We start from the raw sequence: 20,505 nt of genomic DNA, 5'->3' as shown, positions 1-20,505 counted from the left end.
CCGTTCACTTCATGGGTACCAAAAAATGGATCTGATCCTCTTTGCCATCGACTTTATTCTGCACGTTGACGTACATCTGAAAGAGCTGTTCGAGAACTATGGTGTCTGGGTATACGCCATTCTGTTTCTCATCATCTTCTGCGAGACCGGGCTGGTGGTGACCCCCTTCCTGCCGGGGGACTCCCTGCTGTTTGCGGCAGGTGCCCTCACAGTGGGCAGCGTACTGGACGTGCACACCCTGGCCGCCGTGCTGATCATCGCCGCGGTGCTCGGCAACGTGGTGAACTACACCATAGGCCACTTCTTCGGTGAGCAGCTGTTTCGCAACCCCGATTCCAAAATCTTTCGCCGGGACTATCTGGTCAAGACCCATGCTTTTTATGCCAAGCATGGCGGCAAGACCATCATCATCACCCGTTTCCTGCCCATAGTGCGGACCTTCGCCCCCTTCGTGGCGGGCATGGGGGCTATGACCTATCCCCGCTTCCTGGCGTTCAACCTGGTGGGGGGGCTCTTGTGGGTGCTCTCCTTCGTCTATGCCGGCCACTTCTTTGGCAATCTGCCGGTAGTGCGCCACAACTTTACCCTGCTCATCTTCGGCATCATCGCGGTCTCCTTGTTGCCCATGGTGATCGGCATGGTGAAGGCCAGGAGAAGTGCCAGCAAGGCTACCTCCGAAGGCGCGTGACATCGCCGTGCACGACATGAAAGAAGGGAGCCTATGGCTCCCTTCTTGTTGGTTGGCTGAGTGGCAGGTCGCCGCTGCGCCCTTTGACCCGCTTGTGGCCTGTTACGATGATGCACACCCGCAGGCAGCCACTTCATTGGCAGAACAGGGAGAACGGGAGCCGGCCCCCTGGGCATGGGGCCGTGAGGCGATAAGAGGAGATAAAAAGGGAGCCACGGGCTCCCTTTTATGGTCGAGTGAACGACTAGTTGCAGCAGCGCCCTTTTATCAGGTTGCCAGCAGCCACGATGACGAACACCAGCAGGTAGGCGGCAAAGATGACCACGAGCCACTGCGGCATGGAGAAACCGAGGAACTGCCAGCTGATCTCGCTGCAGTCGCCGTCCGGGTAGAACATCCAGGGAACCCATTTATCCAGTGGTGCCCAGGCAGGGAAGTCAACAAACCCTTCGCATACGTTGAAGGGGGAGGGGTTCATCTGGTAATCCACGTGCTTGAGCGCCAGTTTCAGGCCCCAGAAGGCGCTGTAACCCCACAGGAGCATGGCACTCCAGCGCAGGTACCAGCGCTCTGGCGCGACCATGCCGAGGAGCCCGGCGGTGAGCACGCCGAGGAGGGCGATACGTTCATAGATGCACATCACGCAAGGGTGCAAACCCAGCACGTGCTGGAAGAAGAGGGCGCAGAGTTCCAGCGCGAAAGCGGAGGCTGCCAGCAATCCCCAGGCCAGGCGATGACTGGCAATGCGGCGAAGATACTCGATCATCTGATTGATCTCTCAGAGAAAAATAGTGGCTGAATTAGAGCAGAGCCCCATCTGAAAAGAAAGGGGCCGAACAGCCCCTTTCATGATCAGTGTGTGGACGGGGTGGGCAGTGGCAGTGCCCCATGATCCAGCAACCACCCTGCCTGATAGAACCATTCGGTTACAGGACCGAGGAGCAGTTCCACGGAGAAAAAGCCGACAAGCCCCAGCACCAGGGTATAGGGCAGCGCCATCCAGACCATGCGGCCATAAGAGAGGCGCAGCAGGGGAGCGAGGGCCGAGGTGAGCATGAACAGGAATGCGGCCTGGCCATTGGGGGTGGCGACCGATGGCAGGTTGGTGCCGGTATTGATGGCCACGGCCAGCAGATCAAAATGCTCGCGGCTGATGGCGCCGTTGATCAGGGCGGTCTTCACCTCGTTGATGTAGACGGTGCCGACGAAGACGTTGTCACTGACCATGGAGAGCAGACCGTTTGCCAGGTAGAAGAGGGCAAGCTGATCCTCCGGCTTGGCCGCCAGTACCCACTGGATCACCGGCTTGAACAGCTGTTGATCGATGATGACGGCGACCACGCTGAAAAAGACGGTGAGCAGGGCGGTGAACGGCAAAGCCTCCTGGAATGCCTTGCCAAGCGCGTGTTCTTCGGTCACGCCGGTGAACGCCGTCGCGAGCACGATGACCGTCAGGCCGATTAGCCCAACAGCAGCCAGATGGAGGGCAAGACCCGTGATAAGCCAGGTGGCAATCAGCGCCTGGACGATCAGCTTGGCCTTGTCCTGCGGGGTACGTTGTGCGTTTTCGTCGCGCTCGTAGGATTCCATGATGTGACGCACGGGCTCGGGCAAGCGGGCGCCATAACCGAACCAGCGGAATTTTTCGACCAGGATGCAGGTCAGCAGGCCGCAAATGAAGACCGGAATGGTGACTGGCGCCATGCGAATGGCAAATTCACCGAAGTGCCACCCCGCCTGTTCACCGATGATGAGGTTCTGGGGTTCGCCGACCAGGGTGCAGACGCCCCCCAGGGCGGTACCGATGGCGGCGTGCATCATCAGGCTGCGCAGGAAGGCACGAAATTCGTTCAGATGCTGGCGGGAGAGCTCGTCAATCTCTTCGTCATCATGATGCAGATTGCCGGACTCATCCCGGGAGGCCACCTTGTGGTAGATAGCGTAGAAGCCGGTTGCGACGCTGATGACCACGGCGATCACGGTCAGGGCATCAAGGAACGCGGAGAGGAATGCAGACACCAGGCAGAAGGCGAGAGAAAGCAACGTTTTGGAGTGGATGCGCACCAGCATCTTGGTAAAGACGTAGAGCAGCAACTGCTTCATGAAGTAGATGCCGGCCACCATGAAGACCAGCAGCAGAAGCACTTCGATATTGGCCACCAGCTCATGTTTTATCTGGTTGGCGGAGGTCATGCCGATGAGCACGGCTTCGATGGCCAGGAGTCCGCCCGGTTGCAGCGGATAGCACTTGAGGGCCATGGCCAGGGTGAAAATAAACTCGACAACCAGCAGCCAGCCGGCCAGGAAGGGATCAACGTAGAAAATGATCGGGTTGATCAGCAGGAATAGAACGATGGCAATTTTGTACCATCGCGGAGCATTGCCCAAAAAGTTCTTTGTAAACGCGCGCCCTAGACTGATTGGCATAATGATGGTTCTCTGTTCTGTTGTTGATATCTGCGTCTATGCAGTCGAGCCCGACCCGAGCCGAACATCCGGATATTCACCTGTATCAGATTGATTGCACATGATTTTAATCAAGGGAGCGATAACTATAAATAAGGTCGCTGAACTTGCCCAGCGAGCAAACGCTTATATCCCCATCATTTGGTGTTGGTTGACTCCCCACTTGTTGCTGTATACATATTTTTAACAAAAAGATCGGGGTAATGTGAGCAGAGGACCGACCTTCTGCTTGCCAGCATGACCGGCTTTGCTATTATTCGGGGGCCTTTTTACGCACTACAACAGAGTCATTACATGGTCATTAAAGCGCAAAGCCCTGCCGGGTTTGCCGAGGAATACATCATCGAGTCCATCTGGAACAATCGCTTTCCTCCTGGATCCATTCTGCCGGCGGAGCGCGAGCTGTCCGAATTGATCGGCGTGACTCGCACTACCTTGCGTGAAGTGTTGCAGCGCCTTGCCCGTGATGGCTGGCTCACCATCCAGCATGGCAAACCGACCAAGGTCAACAATTTCTGGGAAACCTCCGGTCTCAACATCCTGGAGACCCTGGCGCGTCTCGATCAGGACAAGGTGCCTGATCTGGTGGCACAACTGCTCTCCGCCCGGACCAACATCTGCACCATCTTCATCCGTGGCGCCATTCGCAACAACCCGGAACAGGCCGCCGAGATCTTGCGTGGTGCCGATGATGTGGAGAACACGGCCGAGGCCTATGCGGACTTCGACTACCGTTTGCATCACCAGCTTTCGTTTGCCTCTGGCAACCCCATCTATGCCTTGATCCTCAACGGTTTCAAGGGCTTGTACAGCCGGGTTGGCCGCTACTACTTCTCGGACAAGCAGGCGCGGGAAACCGCAGATGCCTACTACAAGACGCTGCGCAAGCTGGCCGAAACCAAGGATCACGAAGCCGTGTTCATGACGGTACGCCAGTACGGTATCGAGTCTGGCAAGCTTTGGACCCGTCTGCGTCAGGACATGCCAAGCAACCTGTGTGACAATTGATTGCCCTGATCCAAGAAAAACGCGCCTGATGGCGCGTTTTTTTATGCCCGGCACTGACGTCAGGTCATGCTCTTGCGGTCCGGACAACGGCCGATGATATCTGCGGATAGCTCGCCATTGTCCTGCTCCAGCACCACATCGAAGCCCCACAGCTGATGAAGATGCTTTAGCACCTCGTGGCGTGACTCGCCAAGGGGGATGCGGTTGTGGGGAACATAGCGCAGGGTCAGGGAGCGATCGCCTTTCACTGCCACGTTGTAGACCTGAATGTTGGGCTCCAGGTTGCTCAGGTTGTATTGAGCGGACAGGGTGCTACGCACCAGCCGGTAGCCCTCTTCATTGTGAATGGCGGACACCTTGAGGTAGTTCTTCAGATCGTCGTCATCGATGGCAAAGAGCTTCATGTCTCGCATCACCTTGGGACTGAGGAACTGGCTGATGAAGCTTTCGTCCTTGAAGTTCTGCATGGCGAAATGCAATGTCTCGACCCAGTTGGTGCCAGCGTAATCGGGGAACCAGTATCTGTCCTCCTCGGTCGGGTGTTCGCAGATGCGACGCAGGTCCGTGAACATGGCAAAGCCAAGGGCGTAGGGGTTGATCCCCGAGTAATACCGGCTGTTGTAGGGGGGCTGATAGACCACGTTGGTGTGGCTGTGCAGCACCTCCAGCATGAAGCGATCGCTGATTTTTCCCTCGTCATAGAGGTGGTTGAGAATGGTGTAGTGCCAGAAGGTGGCCCAGCCCTCGTTCATCACCTGCGTCTGCTTCTGCGGGTAGAAGTACTGACTGATCTTGCGCACGATACGTACCACCTCGCGCTGCCAGGGCTCGAGCAGGGGGGCATTCTTTTCGATGAAATAGAGGATGTTCTCCTGAGGCTCGGCAGGATAGCGCCTGTCTTCCACCCCGGCAATCTTGTGCTGCTTGGGCAGGGTACGCCACAGCTCATTGACCTGGGTTTGCAGATAATCTTCCCGCGCCTTCTGGCGTCGCTTCTCCTCGGCCAGAGAAATCTTCTGGGGCCGCTTGTAACGATCCACCCCGAAGTTCATCAGGGCATGGCAGGAGTCGAGCAGTTTCTCCACCGCATCGATGCCGTGTTTTTCCTCGCACTCGGTGATGTAGTTCTTGGCAAACAACAGGTAGTCGATGATGGAGGAGGCATCGGTCCAGGCCTTGAACAGATAGTTGTTCTTGAAGAAGGAGTTGTGACCATAGCAGGCGTGGGCCATGACCAGCGCCTGCATCGGCATGGTGTTCTCTTCCATCAGATAGGCGATGCAGGGGTCCGAGTTGATGACGATCTCGTAGGCCAGTCCCATTTGGCCGCGCTTGTAGTTGCGTTCGGTGTGGATAAAGCGCTTGCCGAATGACCAGTGTTGATAACCGATGGGCATGCCGACACTGGAGTAGGCATCCATCATCTGCTCTGCAGTGATCACCTCGATCTGGTTGGGATAGGTGTCGAGCCGATAGAATTTGGCGACCCGGGCTATCTCCTGGTGATAAAGCTCCAGCAGATCGAAGTTCCAGTCAGGACCATCGTCCAGCGGCGCTATCTTTCTTGCGGTTTCTACCATATGTGATCCCTCAAGCCGCTTGCTTCTTGAACAATTCCCGGAACACCGGATAAATGTCCTCGACCTTGCGAATGTGCTCCATGGCGAAGTGGGCGTATTGCTCTGCCACCGCCTCATATTCGTGCCACAGGGTCTGGTGGGCGCGGGTAGTGATCTCGATGTAGGAGTAGTAACGCACCCGCGGCATGATGTCGCGCATCAGGATCTCCCTGCACTGGGGTGAGTCATCGGCCCAGTTGTCACCATCAGAGGCCTGCGCCGCATAGATGTTCCACTGGTTGGCGGGATAACGTTCGTTGATGATGTCGTTCATCATCTTGAGCGCACTGGAGACGATGGTGCCGCCGGTCTCCTGGGAGTAGAAGAACTCGTGCTCGTCCACCTCCTTGGCCTGGGTGTGGTGGCGGATGTAGACCACCTCGACATTCTTGTAAGTCCGGCTCAGGAATAGATAAAGCAGGATATAGAAACGCTTGGCCATCTCCTTGGTAGCCTGATCCATGGAACCGGAGACGTCCATCAGGCAGAACATTACCGCCTGGCTCGAGGGGACGGGCCGTTTGACAAAGTTGTTGAATTTGAGGTCGAAGGTGTCGATAAAGGGGACCGCATCGATCCGCCGTTTCAGCTCCCTGATCTCTTTTTCAAGTTGCGCCATTTCGGCGAAATGGTCGTTGGGCTCGCAAGCCAGCTGGGCCAGGCGCTTCTCCAGTTCACGCAACTGACGTTTCTTGCCTGCCTGCAGCGCCATGCGCCGCGCCAGCGAATTTTGCAGGGAGCGCACCACGTTGATGTTGGCAGGCACCCCGTTGGAGGTGTAGCCGGCCCGATAGGTCTTCATCTCCATCAGCTGGTTGAGCTGGGTCTTTTGCAGCCGCGGCAGCTCCAGATCCTCGAACAGCAAGTCCAGGTACTCGTCCTTGGAGATCTGGAAGACGAAATCATCGACGCCCTCTCCTTGATCCGAGGCCTGGCCCTCGCCACTCCCCTGGCCGCCGCCACCCCCTTTGGGCCGGTCAATCTTGTCACCGGAGACAAACTGGTCGTTGCCCGGATGCACCATCTCCCGTTTGCCGCCATGACCCTGATGAAAATGGGGTTCCCCGATGTCCTTGGTCGGGATGCTGATGCTCTCGCCCTTGTCCACGTCCTGAATGCTGCGCTTGGAGACAGCATCCGAGACCGCTTGTTTTATCTGCTTCTTGTAGCGGCGGATGAAGCGCTGCCGATTGACAGCGCTTTTGTTTTTGCCGTTGAGCCTGCGGTCGATAAAATGCGCCATAACTCCCCCTTGAACACGGCAGGGTCAGGATGACTTGCGTACCCTGAGATACCACTCGGAGAGCAGCCGCACCTGTTTACGTGTGTAGCCTTTCTCCATCATCCGTTCGACAAAGTTATCGTGCTTCTTCTGCTCCTCAGCCGAGGTTTTGCTGTTGAAGGAGATAACCGGCAGCAGCTCTTCCGTGTTGGAGAACATCTTCTTCTCGATCACGGTGCGCAGCTTCTCGTAACTGGTCCAGTTGGGGTTACGGCCTGCATTGTTGGCCCGGGCACGCAGCACGAAGTTGACGATTTCGTTGCGGAAATCTTTCGGGTTGCTGATCCCGGCAGGTTTTTCAATTTTCTCCAGCTCGCTGTTGAGAGACGCTCTGTCAAACAGCTGGCCGGTTTCTGGGTCACGATACTCCTGATCCTGGATCCAGAAGTCGGCGTAGGTGACGTAGCGATCGAAGATGTTCTGACCGTACTCTGAATACGACTCGAGGTAGGCGGTCTGGATCTCCTTGCCGATGAACTCGACGTAGCGCGGAGTCAGGTAACCCTTGATGAACTCCAGATAGCGATCGTGCAGCTCTTGCGGGAACTGCTCGCGCTCTATCTGCTGCTCCAGCACGTAGAAGAGGTGCACCGGGTTGGCAGCCACTTCCGCGTGGTCGAAGTTGAAGACGCGGGAGAGGATCTTGAACGCGAAGCGGGTGGAGAGGCCGTTCATGCCCTCGTCGACACCGGCATAGTCGCGATACTCCTGGTAGCTCTTCGCCTTGGGATCCGTGTCTTTAAGACTCTCGCCGTCATAGACTCGCATCTTGGAGTAGAGGCTGGAGTTTTCCGGCTCCTTGAGTCGCGACAGCACCGAGAACTGGCCCAGCAGCTCCAGAGTACCCGGTGCGCATTTGGCCTCGGTCAGCTCGCTGTTGAACAGCAGTTTTTCGTAGATCTTCACCTCTTCCGACACCCGCAGGCAGTAGGGCACCTTGACGATGTAAACCCGGTCGAGGAAGGCCTCGTTGTTCTTGTTGTTGCGGAACTGCTGCCACTCGGATTCGTTGGAGTGGGCCAGCAGGATGCCGTCGAAGGGGAGGGCGGAGAGTCCCTCGGTACCGTTGTAGTTCCCCTCTTGTGTCGCCGTCAGCAGCGGGTGCAGCACCTTGATGGGGGCCTTGAACATCTCGACGAACTCCATCATCCCCTGGTTTGCCTTGCACAGCGCACCGGAGTAGGAGTAAGCATCGGCATCATCCTGGGCGAAGTGTTCCAGCATGCGGATATCGACCTTGCCGACCAGGGAGGAGATGTCCTGATTGTTGTCGTCCCCCGGTTCGGTCTTGGCGATGGCGATCTGATCGAGGATGGAGGGGTTCACCTTTTCCACCTTGAACTTGGTGATGTCGCCACCAAACTCGTGAAGGCGCTTGGCGACCCAGGGAGACATGATGGGACGCAGATAACGGCGAGGGATGCCGTACTCCTTCTCGAGGATTTCGCCATCTTCGTCGATGTCAAACAGGCAGAAGGGGTGATCGTTCACCGGTGAGCCCTTGATGCGATAGATGGGCACTTTTTGCATCAGGGATTTGAGTTTCTCTGCCAGCGAGGATTTACCGCCGCCAACCGGTCCGAGCAGATAGAGGATCTGTTTCTTCTCTTCCAGACCCTGAGCGGAATGTTTGAGATAGGAGACAATCTGTTCGATGGCTTCTTCCATGCCATAGAAGTCTTTGAAAGCGGGATAACGCGCGACGACGCGGTTGGAAAAGAGACGGCTGAGACGTGGATTGGTCGAGGTATCGATCATTTCCGGCTCGCCGATGGCGGTCAGCAGACGTTCGGCGGCAGAGGCGTAGCAGGATTTGTCCTGTTTGCACATATCCAGAAACTCCTGGATGCTGTACTCCTCCTCTCTGGCCTTCTCATACCGCTGTTGATAGTGCTCGAAGATGCCCATAACTTAGCCCTCGTTATAGTCGCTTGCCCTGAAAAAGAGTGGATCACTACTTTTGTTCTGTTTACCTCTTAAGCCTAGTCAACAGCCCCCAGTAATCCATCGCCATCATTGGTTTAAGTTTGTGCGGGAGCTTCCCGATCCTCGTGCGGGAAGAAGCAGTAAGTGACATACCTATGTTACTGACTGTTAAATTATTTTTGCCACGACAGTGATGCAAATGTCAAAGACATAAAAAATAAATCTTTGTGTGCCAGAGGGAGAAAATGGTGACGCTCTGTTTTGTCAGGGGGCTGTGCCAGCAAGGGCAAGGGCGGCAGGGAATAGAGGGTGAAAAGGCATATCGCTTACGTCAACGTAATGTCATTTGTTTGGTGTTTTTGCTCTAATTTTTACATTGACGCTACATTCTGGCTGCTCTAGATTGGCCCTGTGTCGAGCAGTCATCGCTTTAGCAAGAGAGTGGGTGATTGTGCAGATACTAAGCTCTGTTTAAGCACGTTTCCGTTGGCTTGACCCTCGCATCCGCGAGGGTCTTATTTTTTCAGCGTCTGAACGGCGCCAAACCTGCAAGCTCAGGATTCGGCGGGATAGAGGGCTGACACCGCCGCCAGCACCTCGGCGAAGGGATGGTCCGCCAACTGGCCAAAACCGGCCAGATCCCTGGCCTTGAGACGGGTGGTCAGCGGGGTGGCGATGCCACACAGGAAACGGGTCAGGATCCTGGGATGGCGCTGATGGCACAGGGCGATCAGCGGGTCGCACCAGGTGCGCAGACCGTGCTCGTTGGGCAAGCCCGGTGATGGTAACGGCGGCAACACGGCGATCTCTCCCCGGCAGACGGAACAGTGCCCGCACCGCTCGGGGGCCGCGTCGTCGGCAAAATAGCGGGCAAGCTCATGGCTAAGGCAGGTGGTCGAGGTGAAAAAGGCCAGCAGCGCCTGAAGGCGGGCCAGCTCGCTCTGCTCTTTCTTTTCAAACAATCCATGAAGCTCTTCGGCCTGGGTCGCGGTATCGATTTGCTGGCTCAACACCCGATAGACCTCGGTCATCTGCTTGCTTTCAAGCTCGATCCAACCCTGCTGCTGCAGGTAGTCCAGCGCCGCCGCGGCGCGCTGGCGTTCTCTCTGATATCCCTGCCACAGCGCCTCGAAGTCCATGGTGCACCAGGTGCGCGCCTGGGGGGCGCAGGCAAAGACCTGCTCCAGGAACTGGCGGCGTTCGGAATTGAAACGAGCGAGGATCGCCTGTTTTTCCAGTACGAACCTGAAACGGTACTCGGCAAAGTAGCTGTAGGCCGGTGCAATGACCCCCGCCATCTCCAGATAGACCAGCAGGGTCTTGAGGGGCAGTTGGCGAACGTTGGTCTCGTTGGAGAGGCGCAGCAGGCTGAATTCCCACTCGGCGCCGCTCTGGCGCACGATATCGAGCAAGTGCGCGATGGCGTCCCTGTCCGGTGTATCCCCATAGACGAAGTTTTCAAGTACCGGCAACTGGGCGCGGCTCGCCAGCACGGTGCAGCGGGAGGGAAGCCCGTCACGTCCGGCGCGGCCTATCTCCTGGCTGTAGTTCTCGATGGACTTGGGCAGGTCGTAGTGAATGACCCGGCGAATGTCGGCCTTGTCGATGCCCATGCCAAAGGCGATGGTGGCCACGATGCAGTGGAGTCTGCCAGCCATGAAGTCGTGCTGGATCTGGCTGCGCAGGGCGGGATCGAGCCCCGCATGGTAGGCGCATGCCCGGATGCCGCTGGCCTGTAGCTGCGCGGCGCACTGCTCTGCGCTGTGTTGCAGAGTCACGTAGACGATGGTGGGGGCGGCCGGATCCCGGTGCAGCTCCTCGCGCAGCCAGGTATCGCGGGCAATGCCGGCCAGCGGGAGGACGGCCAGATCCAGATTGGGTCTGTAGAAACCGGTGACCACCAGATCGTCCCGGTCGATGGCAAATTTTGCCTGCATGTCCGCCATGACGGCCGGGGTGGCGGTGGCGGTCAGCAACAGCACCTGGGGAATGGCCAGTTCACGGCGATGATCCGGCAGCTTGAGGTAGTCGGGGCGAAAGTTGTGGCCCCACTCCGAGATGCAGTGGGCCTCGTCCACTACCAGCAGTGACAGGGGGATGTGGGCGATGAAGCGGCGAAAGCGCTCATTTTTGAGGCGCTCCACCGAGATCATCAGGATCTTGAGCTGGCCATCGCTGGCCTGCTGCATCACGCGCCGGCTCTCTTCCGCTGTCTGGCTGGAATCCAGAGTGGCGGCGGCGATCCCCTTGCTGCGCAAAAAGGCGAGCTGATCGTGCATCAGGGCCAGCAGGGGAGAGATGACCAGGGTCAGGTGGGGCAGTGCGAGGGCGGGCAATTGATAACAGAGGGATTTCCCCGCGCCAGTCGGGAAGATGGCTGCGGCGCTCTTGCCGGCCAGCAGACGACTGATCACTGCTTCCTGCCCGGGCCGCAAGCGATCAAAGCCGAAGTGTCGGGTCAATAAAGAGGTGATCATGGCAAGGCTCCCTGAAAAAGGGCGTCATCATATCACTTCTGGCCCAGTGGTGGCCGATGATCGGACTGGTTTGGTGACATTTTGACCGTGGTTGATATTGTGTTATCACATTGTTGTAGATTTTTTGTGAGGTAACCCTGATATTTTTCAGTGATTATGTGGAAAAAAACCATGGCAGATGGGATATTCCTGTCCGCAACCCCATGCGAACGGGACAGATCCACCAGAAGAGCTGCCCACGGCGTCACCGTCAACGGACCGGTGCCAATGCGCGGGGCTGGTTGCCAACAGGACTAATGATTCACGCACCATGAGTGCACAGGGACTACTTGATGACACAACAACACCCCCTCATTCGACTGGTCAACAGCACCAGTCTGGTTAGCCAGATCCTGGTCGGTCTGGTATTCGGTATCCTTCTTGCGATGTTCATGCCCGAGTGGGCCAAGGCGGCGGGTCTGCTCGGCAGCCTGTTCGTCGGCGCCCTGAAGGCCGTGGCGCCGCTGCTGGTCTTCGTGCTGGTGATGTCGGCGATCATCGGCCACAAGCAGGGTCAGAAGACCAACATGAAACCGATCCTGCTGCTCTATGTGCTGGGTACCTTCCTGGCGGCTGCCGTGGCAGTGGTGGCGAGCTTCCTCTTCCCCTCCAACCTGCATCTGGTGGCAGGCGCTACCGAGATCACGCCGCCGGGGGGCATCACGGAAGTGCTGCAGACCCTGCTGTTCAACGTGGTGACCAACCCGGTGAAAGCACTGCTGGAAGCCAACTATATCGGCATCCTGGCCTGGGCCATCGGCCTTGGTATCGCCATGCGTCACGCCAATGAAAGCACCAAATCACTGATTTCCGATGTGTCCCACGGGGTTTCCGCCATCGTCAAGGCCGTGATCCGTTGCGCTCCGCTCGGCATCCTGGGTCTGGTTGCCTCCACCCTGGCTGAAACCGGCTTCGATGCGCTGTTTGGCTATGCCCAACTGCTGGTGGTACTGATCGGCTGCATGCTGTTCATCGCCTTCGTGGTCAATCCGCTCATCGTCTTCTGGAAGATCAAGCGCAACCCCTATCCCCTGGTGCTGACCTGCCTGAAAGAGAGCGGTGTGACCGCCTTCTTCACCCGCAGCTCCGCCGCCAACATTCCGGTCAACATGGCCCTGGCCGAGAGGCTGCGCCTGCCGGAAGACACCTATGCGGTCTCGATCCCGCTGGGTGCCACCATCAACATGGCCGGCGCCGCCATCACCATTACCGTGCTCTCCATGGCGGCGGTGCATACCCTGGGGATGGAAGTGGACATGGCGACCGCCATTCTGCTCTCCGTGGTTGCCACCGTCAGTGCCTGTGGCGCCTCCGGCGTGGCGGGCGGCTCCCTGCTGCTGATCCCGCTGGCGTGCAGCCTGTTCGGTATCAGCAACGACATCGCCATGCAGGTGGTGGCCGTTGGCTTCATCATCGGGGTGTTGCAGGATTCCGCCGAGACGGCCCTCAACAGCTCCACCGACGTGCTGTTCACTGCGGCCGCCTGCATGGCCGAGGATGAGAGCCTGCTGGATGCCGCCCCGGTCCCCAGCCGCGAAGCCTGATCCCCTCAGACTTTCCGCTTTGCACAGGCGCCCTCTTCGGAGGGCGCTTTTTATTTGCGCGCGCGTCAGGCGCCCTGCACCTTCTCGCCGTGTCATGGCAGTGACAGTGCTCGGATCCCCCTGTGTGATTTCCCGGGAGGGGCCCGTTGGCTGTCTTCGTGTTCTCGCCACCGCCAACAAACCATTCCCTGTACCCGCGTGCCCGGCGCTGCATTCGGCAGGGCATATCGGGCTGTTTGTGCTGTCAGCGTGGCGGCTTGTGGCATCCCCTCTGGTGACCGAAGGGGTCATCTGCTCTTCGGACGCTGTACGAGAATCCCGGTCAAGGCCCTCTCGGCGGTTTGCCTGCGCCCTGTGGCCGGTACTTTCCCTGAGTGCCTCGAAGAAAGGCTCCATTGGGTGGGGGTGTCGGCTCTCTGGGCTAAACCCCGAAGAGCGGGCGTTCCTGGCAAGGACAAGGGCTCTGGTGTTCTGCCTGGCAAGGCCGATGGCGTGCGGCAGATGACGGGATAACGCAGCACGCCTTGGTCGTGTGCCATGGGGAAAGGAATATGAGCGGCAAGCTGTCACCAAGGGGAAAGAGAGTGGGTGAAAGGGCTGTCTCTGATTTGAGGGCAGGGGGCTCTGATCATCTGAGCTCAGTGCCTGATGATCATAACGAACACAGCCCGGCAGAGGAGATCTGCCGGGCTGTGGGAGGCGCCGGGCCAGATGCTGGCCCGACGGTATCGCAGGAAGGCTTAGCCGACCAGTTGATAAAGGATGGCGGAGATGGCGATAAGGCCCATGGTCGCCACGAAGACGTTGCTGATCTGGCCCTGGTATTTCGCCATGGCCGGAACGCGCTTGATGGCGTACATGGGCATGAGGAACAGGATGGTGGCGATGATGGGGCCACCCAGGGATTCGATCATCCCGAGGATGGAGGGGTTGATCACGGCCACGCCCCACAGGGTCAGGATGAAGAAAGCGATGATGAACAGCTCCACCTTCTTGTGGTTCGGTGCCTTGCCGGAGCTGCGCATGTTCTGGACGATCATCCCTTTCAGACCTTCACGGGCACCCAGATAGTGGCCGAAGAAGGAGGAGACGATGGCCACGAAGGCAACCAGCGGACCGAAGTAGGAGATGATGGGGCTCGCATGCTGGTTGGCCAGGTAGGAGAGCACGGCGATGTTCTGGGACTTGGCTTCTGCCAGCTGGGCCGGCGTCAGACTCATCACGCAGGAGAAGACGAAGAACATCACGAAGCCCAGCAGAATGATGGCGGTGCGCTTGAGGATGGCGTCGGACTTGGCGACGGCATGCTCACCGTGATCACGGCGCTGGGCCAGAGCGAAGCTGGAGATGGCCGGGCTGTGGTTGAAGGAGAACACCAGCACCGGGATGGTCAGCCACAGGGTGGTGGCGAAGTCTTTGGTGCTCGGCATTTCATTCAGGGCCGCACCGGTCCAGTCCGGGATCAGGTACAGGGAGATGCCCGCCAGAATGGCGATGAGCGGATAGACCAGGAACTCGGTCACTTTCAGCATCAGCTTCTCGCCAGCCAGCATCACGGACATCATGGCCATGATGAGCACGATGGAGAGGATCCAGCGCGGGGGCGGCGTCATCTGCAACTGGTTGACCAGGAAGCTTTCCACCGTGTTGGTGATGCCCACGCCGTAGATCAGCACGATGGGGTAGATGGCGAAGAAATAGAGCAGGGTGATCAATTTACCGGCACCCACGCCGAAGTGCTCTTCCACCACCTGGGTGATGTCGGCATTGGGCTGCTTGGAGGAAAGCACGAAGCGCGCCAGACCACGGTGGGCCAGGTAGGTCATGGGGCCGACCAGCAGCGCCATCACCACCAGCGGCCAGAAGCCACCCATGCCAGCGTTGATGGGCAGGAACAGGATGCCTGCACCGACGGCGGTACCGAACAGGCTGATCACCCAGGTGGTGTCTTGTTTACTCCAACCGCGAGATTGGACCGAGCTGATTCCTTGCTCCTGTGCGGCTGCAACATCCTGTGCGCCAGTGACAGTATTGGACATGTGTCTCACCCCGAATGTGTGGTTTTAATTAGTCGGCGCAAGAATACTTTCTTTTTAATCAAAAATGTTGATCAAATTCACCTTTGTGCGGCTGAAACCCGTACTTTCTTGTAGAAATGTGATCAAAAGAATAAAAAATCAAAATTTATTTATCAAATGCAGTGTTATTTGAATGTTAACTGGATAATTTCCCACCTCATCATGTTGTCAAAATGTTATGTTGAGATGTGCTGGGCAAGCTGGCGGATCATGCTGGCAGTGGCTCCCCAGATGAAAGATTGCTCCCAAGGGATCCAATAGATGGTGTGACGACCGTCCGCTCTTGGCAGGCTCAGGGCTATGTGCTGCCCCGGATCCAGCACGTGGGCGAGGGGGACTTCGAAGGCCTGGGCCACCTCGTCCTGGCTCAGGGTCAGCCCGTAGCCTGGGTCGAGCATGGCGAGGACCGGCAGCACATCGTAGCGTGAGACGGTATTGAGAGGGGTGAGGCTGCCGATGATCCGGATCTGGGAGGGGGGAATGCCAAGCTCCTCCTCGGTTTCCCTGAGCGCGGTGTGAATGAGGTCCCGGTCTTCCGGGTCCTGGCGCCCGCCGGGAAAGCTGATCTGCCCCGGGTGGTGGCGCAGGGCGGCGCTGCGGCGCGTCAGCAGCAGGTGCAGGCCCTCGGGGCGCTCCACCAGGGGGATCAAGACGGCGGCAGGTTTGAGCCCGGCCAGTGCCAGGCGATGGGCGGGGGCGGGGCGCTGCAGCAAAAAGCGGGTCAGCAGCTCGGCACTCGTCATCTCCATGGGTCTCCTTGTGTCGGCCCCGCAGGGCCGGATGGGGTCAAAGGGCATCGAGCAGTGGCAGGATGCGGGCCACCTTGTCGTAGGTCTCCTGATATTCGGCGTCGGGATCGGAGTCGGCGATGATGCCGCCCCCCGCCCAGCAGTGCAGCTGACCGGCTTCGGCGATCAGGGTACGGATGCAGATGCTGGTATCCATCCTTCCGTGCTGACTCAGATAACCGATGCTGCCGCAGTAGGCATTGCGCCGCACCGGCTCCAGCTCCTCGATGATCTCCATCGCCCGGATCTTGGGAGCCCCTGTGATGGAGCCGCCGGGGAAGCAGGCCCGCAGCAGATCCACTTCTTGCCAGCGCGTATCCAGTTCTCCGTGAATGGTGGAAACCAGATGATGCACCGCCGGGAAGGATTCCACGGCAAAGAGGTGCGGGACCGTGACCGACCCCGGCCGGCTCACCCGGCCGATGTCGTTGCGCAGCAGATCGACGATCATCAGGTTCTCCGATCTGTCCTTGTCGGCGCTGGCGAGCGACTCGGCCACCCTGGCATCCTGGGCGGGATCAGGGTGGCGAGGCCGGGTGCCCTTGATGGGCTTGGTCTCGATATGGCGCTTGTCGAGCAGCAGGAAACGCTCCGGGGAGAGGCTCAGAATGGCGCTGTGCGGCAGGCGGACAAAGGCGGAGAACGGCGCCTTGTTGGCGGCGCTCAGGGCGAGATAGGCGGACCATTCATCCCCCTGATAAGGGGCGCTGAAGCGCTGGGTCAGGTTGATCTGGTAACAATCCCCCGCCGCCAGATAGGCCTGGATACGGGCAAACTTGTCTCCGTATTCGGCCCGCGTCATGTTGCTCTGCCAGGGGCCGGTCAGGCGAAGGGGGAGGGTGGTTCGTTCGCGCTGCGCCATCAGCCAGTCGAGCCTGCGGGCGAGGCCGGCTTCATCACCCCAGTGGGTCAGTTGCCAGTGTCCCGTCGCGACATTTCGCAGCAGCGCCCAGTCGTAGATCCCGACCGCCATGTCGGGCACCTGGATGTCCTGTTGCGCCACTGCGGGCAGACGCTCGAATCGTCGGCCCAGATCGTAGCCAAAGAGTCCCAGGGCTCCCCCGATAAACGGCAATCCCGAGTCATCCTCAACGCGCTCCCCAAGCAGGGCTTGCTGGGTCTTGGCGAGCAGGGCGAGGGGATCGCCGTCATGATGGTGCTGGTGGTTATCCTGGGTGAGGCAGGTGCTGGTACCCCGGGTTTCCAGGGTGGCAAGCGGATCGGCGCTGATGATGTCAAAACCGTTGTCAGCCCCCAGGGGGCCGGCGGATTCCAGCAGGATGGCCCAGGGTTGGTGTTGCAGGCAGGCAAACCAGGTGTGGAGCGAGGCCTGCGGGTCGAAATGGTGGATATGCAGTCTTGGTTTCATTTTTTGTTACATAGGCAACAGTTTGCGCCCGGCTCCCTAGCCGGTTCGGGTGGTCAAGCGTATCATGGCCGCCGGCATTTTTAAGAAAAACACCGTTATAAAAACACGCCGCAGTCTGCCGGCTCCAGGTGCATTTGCCACCTGCCGAAGGCCCGGCTCATATGGAAGCCCTTGCTCGCGCAAGCGATAACAAGGACCAGTGAGGATGATATGAGCATCATTAGAAAACAGGACTTTATCGATTCCATTGCTGACGCCCTGCAGTACATCTCCTTCTACCACCCCCTCGATTTCGTGCAGGCCGCCAAGGCCGCCTATGACCGCGAGATCAACCCGGCCGCCAAGGATGCCCTGGCCCAGATCCTGATCAACTCCCGCATGTCTGCCGAAGGTCATCGCCCGCTCTGTCAGGATACCGGTATCGTCACCTGCTTCGTCAAGATCGGCATGCAGGTACAGTGGGACAGCGACATGACGGTCCAGGAGATGGTGGATGAGGGCACCCGCCGCGCCTATACCAATCCGGACAACCCGCTGCGCGCCTCCGTGCTGGCGGATCCGGCCGGCAGCCGCAAGAACACCAAAGACAATGCCCCCGCTGTCGTGCACATCGACATGATCCCGGGCAACAAGGTGGAAGTGAGTATCGCGGCCAAGGGCGGCGGCTCCGAAAACAAATCGAAGATGGTGATGCTCAATCCCTCCGACGACATCGTGGAGTGGGTGCTCAAGACGGTGCCGACCATGGGGGCTGGCTGGTGCCCGCCCGGCATGCTCGGCATCGGCATCGGCGGCACCGCCGAGAAGGCGGCGGTGCTCGCCAAGGAAGCTCTGATGGAGCACATCGACATCCAGGAGCTGATTGCCCGTGGTCCCGAGACCACCGAAGAGAAGCTGAGGGTCGAGCTCTATGACAAGGTCAACAAGCTCGGGATCGGTGCCCAGGGGCTGGGCGGCCTGACCACGGTGCTGGATGTGAAGGTGAAATCCGCACCGACTCACGCCGCCTCCAAGCCCGTGGTGATGATCCCCAACTGCGCCGCCACCCGTCACGTGCATTTCGAACTCGATGGCTCCGGCCCGGCGGAGCTGACACCCCCCAGGCTGGAAGACTGGCCGGAGATCACCCGTGAGTCCGGTGGCAATGTGCGCCGGGTCAACGTGGATGGTATCACCAAGGCAGAGCTTGCCAGCTGGAAGAGCGGCGATACCGTGCTGCTCTCCGGCAAGATCCTGACCGGCCGCGACGCCGCCCACAAGCGCATCGCCGACATGCTGAAAAAAGGTGAAGGACTGCCCGAAGGGGTCGATTTCACCAACCGCTTCATCTATTACGTGGGCCCGGTCGATGCGGTACGTGACGAGGTGGTCGGCCCGGCTGGCCCCACCACGTCCACCCGGATGGACAAATTCACCGACATGATGCTGGGAGAAACCGGCCTCATCGGCATGATCGGCAAGTCCGAGCGCGGCCCCAAGACGGTCGAGAGCATCAAGCAGCACCAGGCTGTCTACCTGATGGCGGTGGGCGGCGCCGCCTATCTGGTGGCGAAAGCCATCAAGAAGGCGCGCGTGGTGGCCTTTGCCGATCTGGGGATGGAGGCCATCTACGAGTTCGAGGTGGAAGACATGCCGGTCACCGTGGCGGTCGACTCCCAGGGCAACAACATCCACGAGACCGGCCCGGCCTACTGGTCCGCCAAGATTGCCGAGCTGGAGACCAAGCTGGCTTGATCAATCGGACTTCGATGCAAACGGAGAGCGATTAGCCCCCGTACAGCAGCATGTTGAAAGGCGACCTTCGGGTCGCCTTTTTTGCGGGCCTCATTTGACGGTCTGGGCCTGAGCTAATTTACTGCTGCTGTGCTGCTGTGCTGCTGTGCTGCTGTGCTGCTGTGCTGCTGTGCTGCTGTGCTGCTGTGCTGCTGTGCTGCTGTGCTGCTGTGCTGCTGTGCTGCTGTGCTGCTGTGCTGCTGTGCTGCTGTGCTGCTGTGCTGCTTTGTCTTTGTCGCCATGGCATCCCGGGTCGGAAGCCTGGATAACCCGGTGGGCAATGCCGGCGCATTGGCTGTCACGCCGAAGGGGCGATCAGTGGTTCAGGTAGACATCCTGGCCGCCGTAACTCAGTGCCCCACCCAGAGGGGTTGAGGGCTCGAAGAAGCGGGTCAGGACACCGGCTCGCTGGCCCAGGGTGCTCAATGTGCTCCGGTCCAGGGCGACCTGTTCGGGCAGCCAGGTCAGCACGGCGGCACAGTGACCATTGATCAGGCTCTGCTCCAGCAGGCGCTGCCAGTTTTTGATCTTGGGGGCGTGCACGACAAGCACCCTGGCAGGATTGATCCCTCTGGCCTGCAATTGCGCGGCGGCGGGCAGACCTGGCGGGGCGACGAGCAGGATCCAGCCACTGTCGGACTGACTCAGTTGCCCCAGGGCATCGAGCAGCGGTGCTTCCTGATGGAGAGGGCCGCGCCGCTGCTCTTGTCCCATCTTACTCTGATGGCGAGTGGGCCAGGTGGTGATCAGACCGGCAGAGGAGGAGGGGGGGCAAAGATTCAGGGGCTGGCTCATATGTCGTTCCTGTATGAATAACCATGCTGTATGCGCATACAGTAGTTCTGTTCGCAAGGAGTGACAAGTCATTTGTGGCTAAAAGTGTGAGCCGATTAACAGGAGATGACTTTAACTGCATGATTAAAAAGGATATTTATATCTTCCTTATACAGGATGTTTTTTAACCTGTAGACAAACTTCGGGTCGGCGCTCATGGTTATACAGTCCTGTATAGGGAGAGGAGGGAGCGAGATGGACGTTAGTACCTTGCAACGACTGGATGCGAACATTCTGCTCGGGATCATCAACGAGAAGCTGCGGCTGGAGTGTGATGGCCTTGAAGAGCTGCTGGCTTACTACGACATGACAGAAGATCAGCTGGCTACCCGTCTGCAACAGATCGGGTATCACTACGACCCTATGAGCAATCAGTTCAAGGCACATGGTTAATTGAAATCAAAGGGTGCTCCGATTGGGGCATCCTTTTTATTACCTGACGAGGAGGTGTGAATTGAAAACGCTTTCAATTTCTCCCGTGTTGACGGTTATTTTCACGTATTTTCAGTCACAGGCAATCATTGAAAACCTATTCATGAAACTATCTTTTTTGTTTTCTTGTATCGCTATGATTTAAAACGAAATTTATATTTCATTCAGGCTGGCTCAAGGAA

15 protein-coding genes are annotated in these 20,505 nt (G+C 58.5%); 5 read left to right on the top strand and 10 right to left on the bottom strand.

The genetic code is table 11. From position 1 onward, the window contains the following. Nucleotides 1-25 precede the first annotated feature (25 nt). Nucleotides 26-688 carry a DedA family protein gene (locus tag AB5Y47_RS04460; RefSeq protein WP_010674909.1) on the top strand — a complete coding sequence of 221 codons (663 nt, stop codon included), beginning with the start codon at nucleotides 26-28 and terminating at the stop codon, nucleotides 686-688. A 244-nt stretch (nucleotides 689-932) separates the two neighbouring features. Here the strand turns inward: AB5Y47_RS04460 and dsbB are convergent, their stop codons facing one another. Further along, complete coding sequence (gene dsbB, locus AB5Y47_RS04455; protein WP_010674908.1) at nucleotides 933-1,454, bottom strand: disulfide bond formation protein DsbB; 522 nt, start codon at nucleotides 1,452-1,454, stop codon at nucleotides 933-935. Between the two features lie 86 nt (nucleotides 1,455-1,540). Beyond that, on the bottom strand, nucleotides 1,541-3,115 hold the full coding sequence (nhaB, locus tag AB5Y47_RS04450; RefSeq protein ID WP_368219889.1) for a Na(+)/H(+) antiporter NhaB: 1,575 nt from the start codon (nucleotides 3,113-3,115) through the stop codon (nucleotides 1,541-1,543). Between the two features lie 333 nt (nucleotides 3,116-3,448). Here nhaB and fadR point away from each other — a divergent pair, with 333 nt between their 5' ends. Beyond that, the gene (gene fadR, locus AB5Y47_RS04445; protein ID WP_010674906.1) at nucleotides 3,449-4,162 is read left to right on the top strand and encodes a fatty acid metabolism transcriptional regulator FadR; all 714 of its coding nucleotides are present in this window, start codon (nucleotides 3,449-3,451) and stop codon (nucleotides 4,160-4,162) included. 59 nt (nucleotides 4,163-4,221) lie between these two features. Here fadR and AB5Y47_RS04440 read toward each other — a convergent pair whose 3' ends face one another. The 4 genes from AB5Y47_RS04440 to AB5Y47_RS04425 form a co-directional block, all read right to left on the bottom strand. After that, nucleotides 4,222-5,742, bottom strand: a complete 1,521-nt coding sequence (locus AB5Y47_RS04440; RefSeq protein ID WP_039040868.1) for a SpoVR family protein — start codon at nucleotides 5,740-5,742, stop codon at nucleotides 4,222-4,224. A 10-nt stretch (nucleotides 5,743-5,752) separates the two neighbouring features. Then, complete coding sequence (locus AB5Y47_RS04435; RefSeq protein ID WP_322131742.1) at nucleotides 5,753-7,024, bottom strand: YeaH/YhbH family protein; 1,272 nt, start codon at nucleotides 7,022-7,024, stop codon at nucleotides 5,753-5,755. 24 nt (nucleotides 7,025-7,048) lie between these two features. Beyond that, nucleotides 7,049-8,971: a PrkA family serine protein kinase gene (locus AB5Y47_RS04430; RefSeq protein ID WP_010674903.1), complete on the bottom strand. Its 1,923-nt coding sequence runs from the start codon at nucleotides 8,969-8,971 to the stop codon at nucleotides 7,049-7,051. 572 nt (nucleotides 8,972-9,543) lie between these two features. Further along, a complete protein-coding gene (locus AB5Y47_RS04425) occupies nucleotides 9,544-11,466 on the bottom strand; it encodes an ATP-dependent DNA helicase RecQ (RefSeq protein ID WP_368219887.1) in 1,923 nt (640 codons plus the stop codon). A gap of 332 nt (nucleotides 11,467-11,798) precedes the next feature. Here AB5Y47_RS04425 and sstT point away from each other — a divergent pair, with 332 nt between their 5' ends. Further along, the gene (sstT, locus tag AB5Y47_RS04420; RefSeq protein ID WP_113070184.1) at nucleotides 11,799-13,049 is read left to right on the top strand and encodes a serine/threonine transporter SstT; all 1,251 of its coding nucleotides are present in this window, start codon (nucleotides 11,799-11,801) and stop codon (nucleotides 13,047-13,049) included. Between the two features lie 740 nt (nucleotides 13,050-13,789). Here the strand turns inward: sstT and AB5Y47_RS04415 are convergent. The 3 genes from AB5Y47_RS04415 to pabB form a co-directional block, all read right to left on the bottom strand. Further along, complete coding sequence (locus tag AB5Y47_RS04415; RefSeq protein WP_029314600.1) at nucleotides 13,790-15,088, bottom strand: serine/threonine transporter; 1,299 nt, start codon at nucleotides 15,086-15,088, stop codon at nucleotides 13,790-13,792. 215 nt (nucleotides 15,089-15,303) lie between these two features. Next, on the bottom strand, nucleotides 15,304-15,870 hold the full coding sequence (locus tag AB5Y47_RS04410; RefSeq protein WP_029314598.1) for a CoA pyrophosphatase: 567 nt from the start codon (nucleotides 15,868-15,870) through the stop codon (nucleotides 15,304-15,306). A gap of 43 nt (nucleotides 15,871-15,913) precedes the next feature. Next, entirely contained in the window at nucleotides 15,914-17,284 is a 1,371-nt protein-coding gene (gene pabB / locus AB5Y47_RS04405; RefSeq protein WP_368219886.1) for an aminodeoxychorismate synthase component I, read from the bottom strand. Nucleotides 17,285-17,494: 210 nt separating this feature from the next. Here pabB and AB5Y47_RS04400 point away from each other — a divergent pair, with 210 nt between their 5' ends. Then, complete coding sequence (locus AB5Y47_RS04400; RefSeq protein WP_010674897.1) at nucleotides 17,495-19,018, top strand: fumarate hydratase; 1,524 nt, start codon at nucleotides 17,495-17,497, stop codon at nucleotides 19,016-19,018. Between the two features lie 354 nt (nucleotides 19,019-19,372). Here AB5Y47_RS04400 and AB5Y47_RS04395 read toward each other — a convergent pair whose 3' ends face one another. Further along, a complete protein-coding gene (locus tag AB5Y47_RS04395) occupies nucleotides 19,373-19,852 on the bottom strand; it encodes a cell division inhibitor (protein ID WP_201888295.1) in 480 nt (159 codons plus the stop codon). Nucleotides 19,853-20,086: 234 nt separating this feature from the next. On the opposite strand from AB5Y47_RS04395, the gene AB5Y47_RS04390 reads away from it, so the two are divergent. Beyond that, a complete protein-coding gene (locus AB5Y47_RS04390; protein ID WP_005323525.1) occupies nucleotides 20,087-20,284 on the top strand; it encodes a DUF4250 domain-containing protein in 198 nt (65 codons plus the stop codon). Nucleotides 20,285-20,505: the final 221 nt, after the last annotated feature.

Origin of the sequence: Aeromonas sp. R7-2 (assembly GCF_040908105.1) — a bacterium.
In the GTDB taxonomy this organism is placed as follows: domain Bacteria; phylum Pseudomonadota; class Gammaproteobacteria; order Enterobacterales; family Aeromonadaceae; genus Aeromonas; species Aeromonas caviae.
Note: the sequence above shows the minus strand (reverse complement) of the source record. Positions and strands in the feature narration are given on the sequence as shown.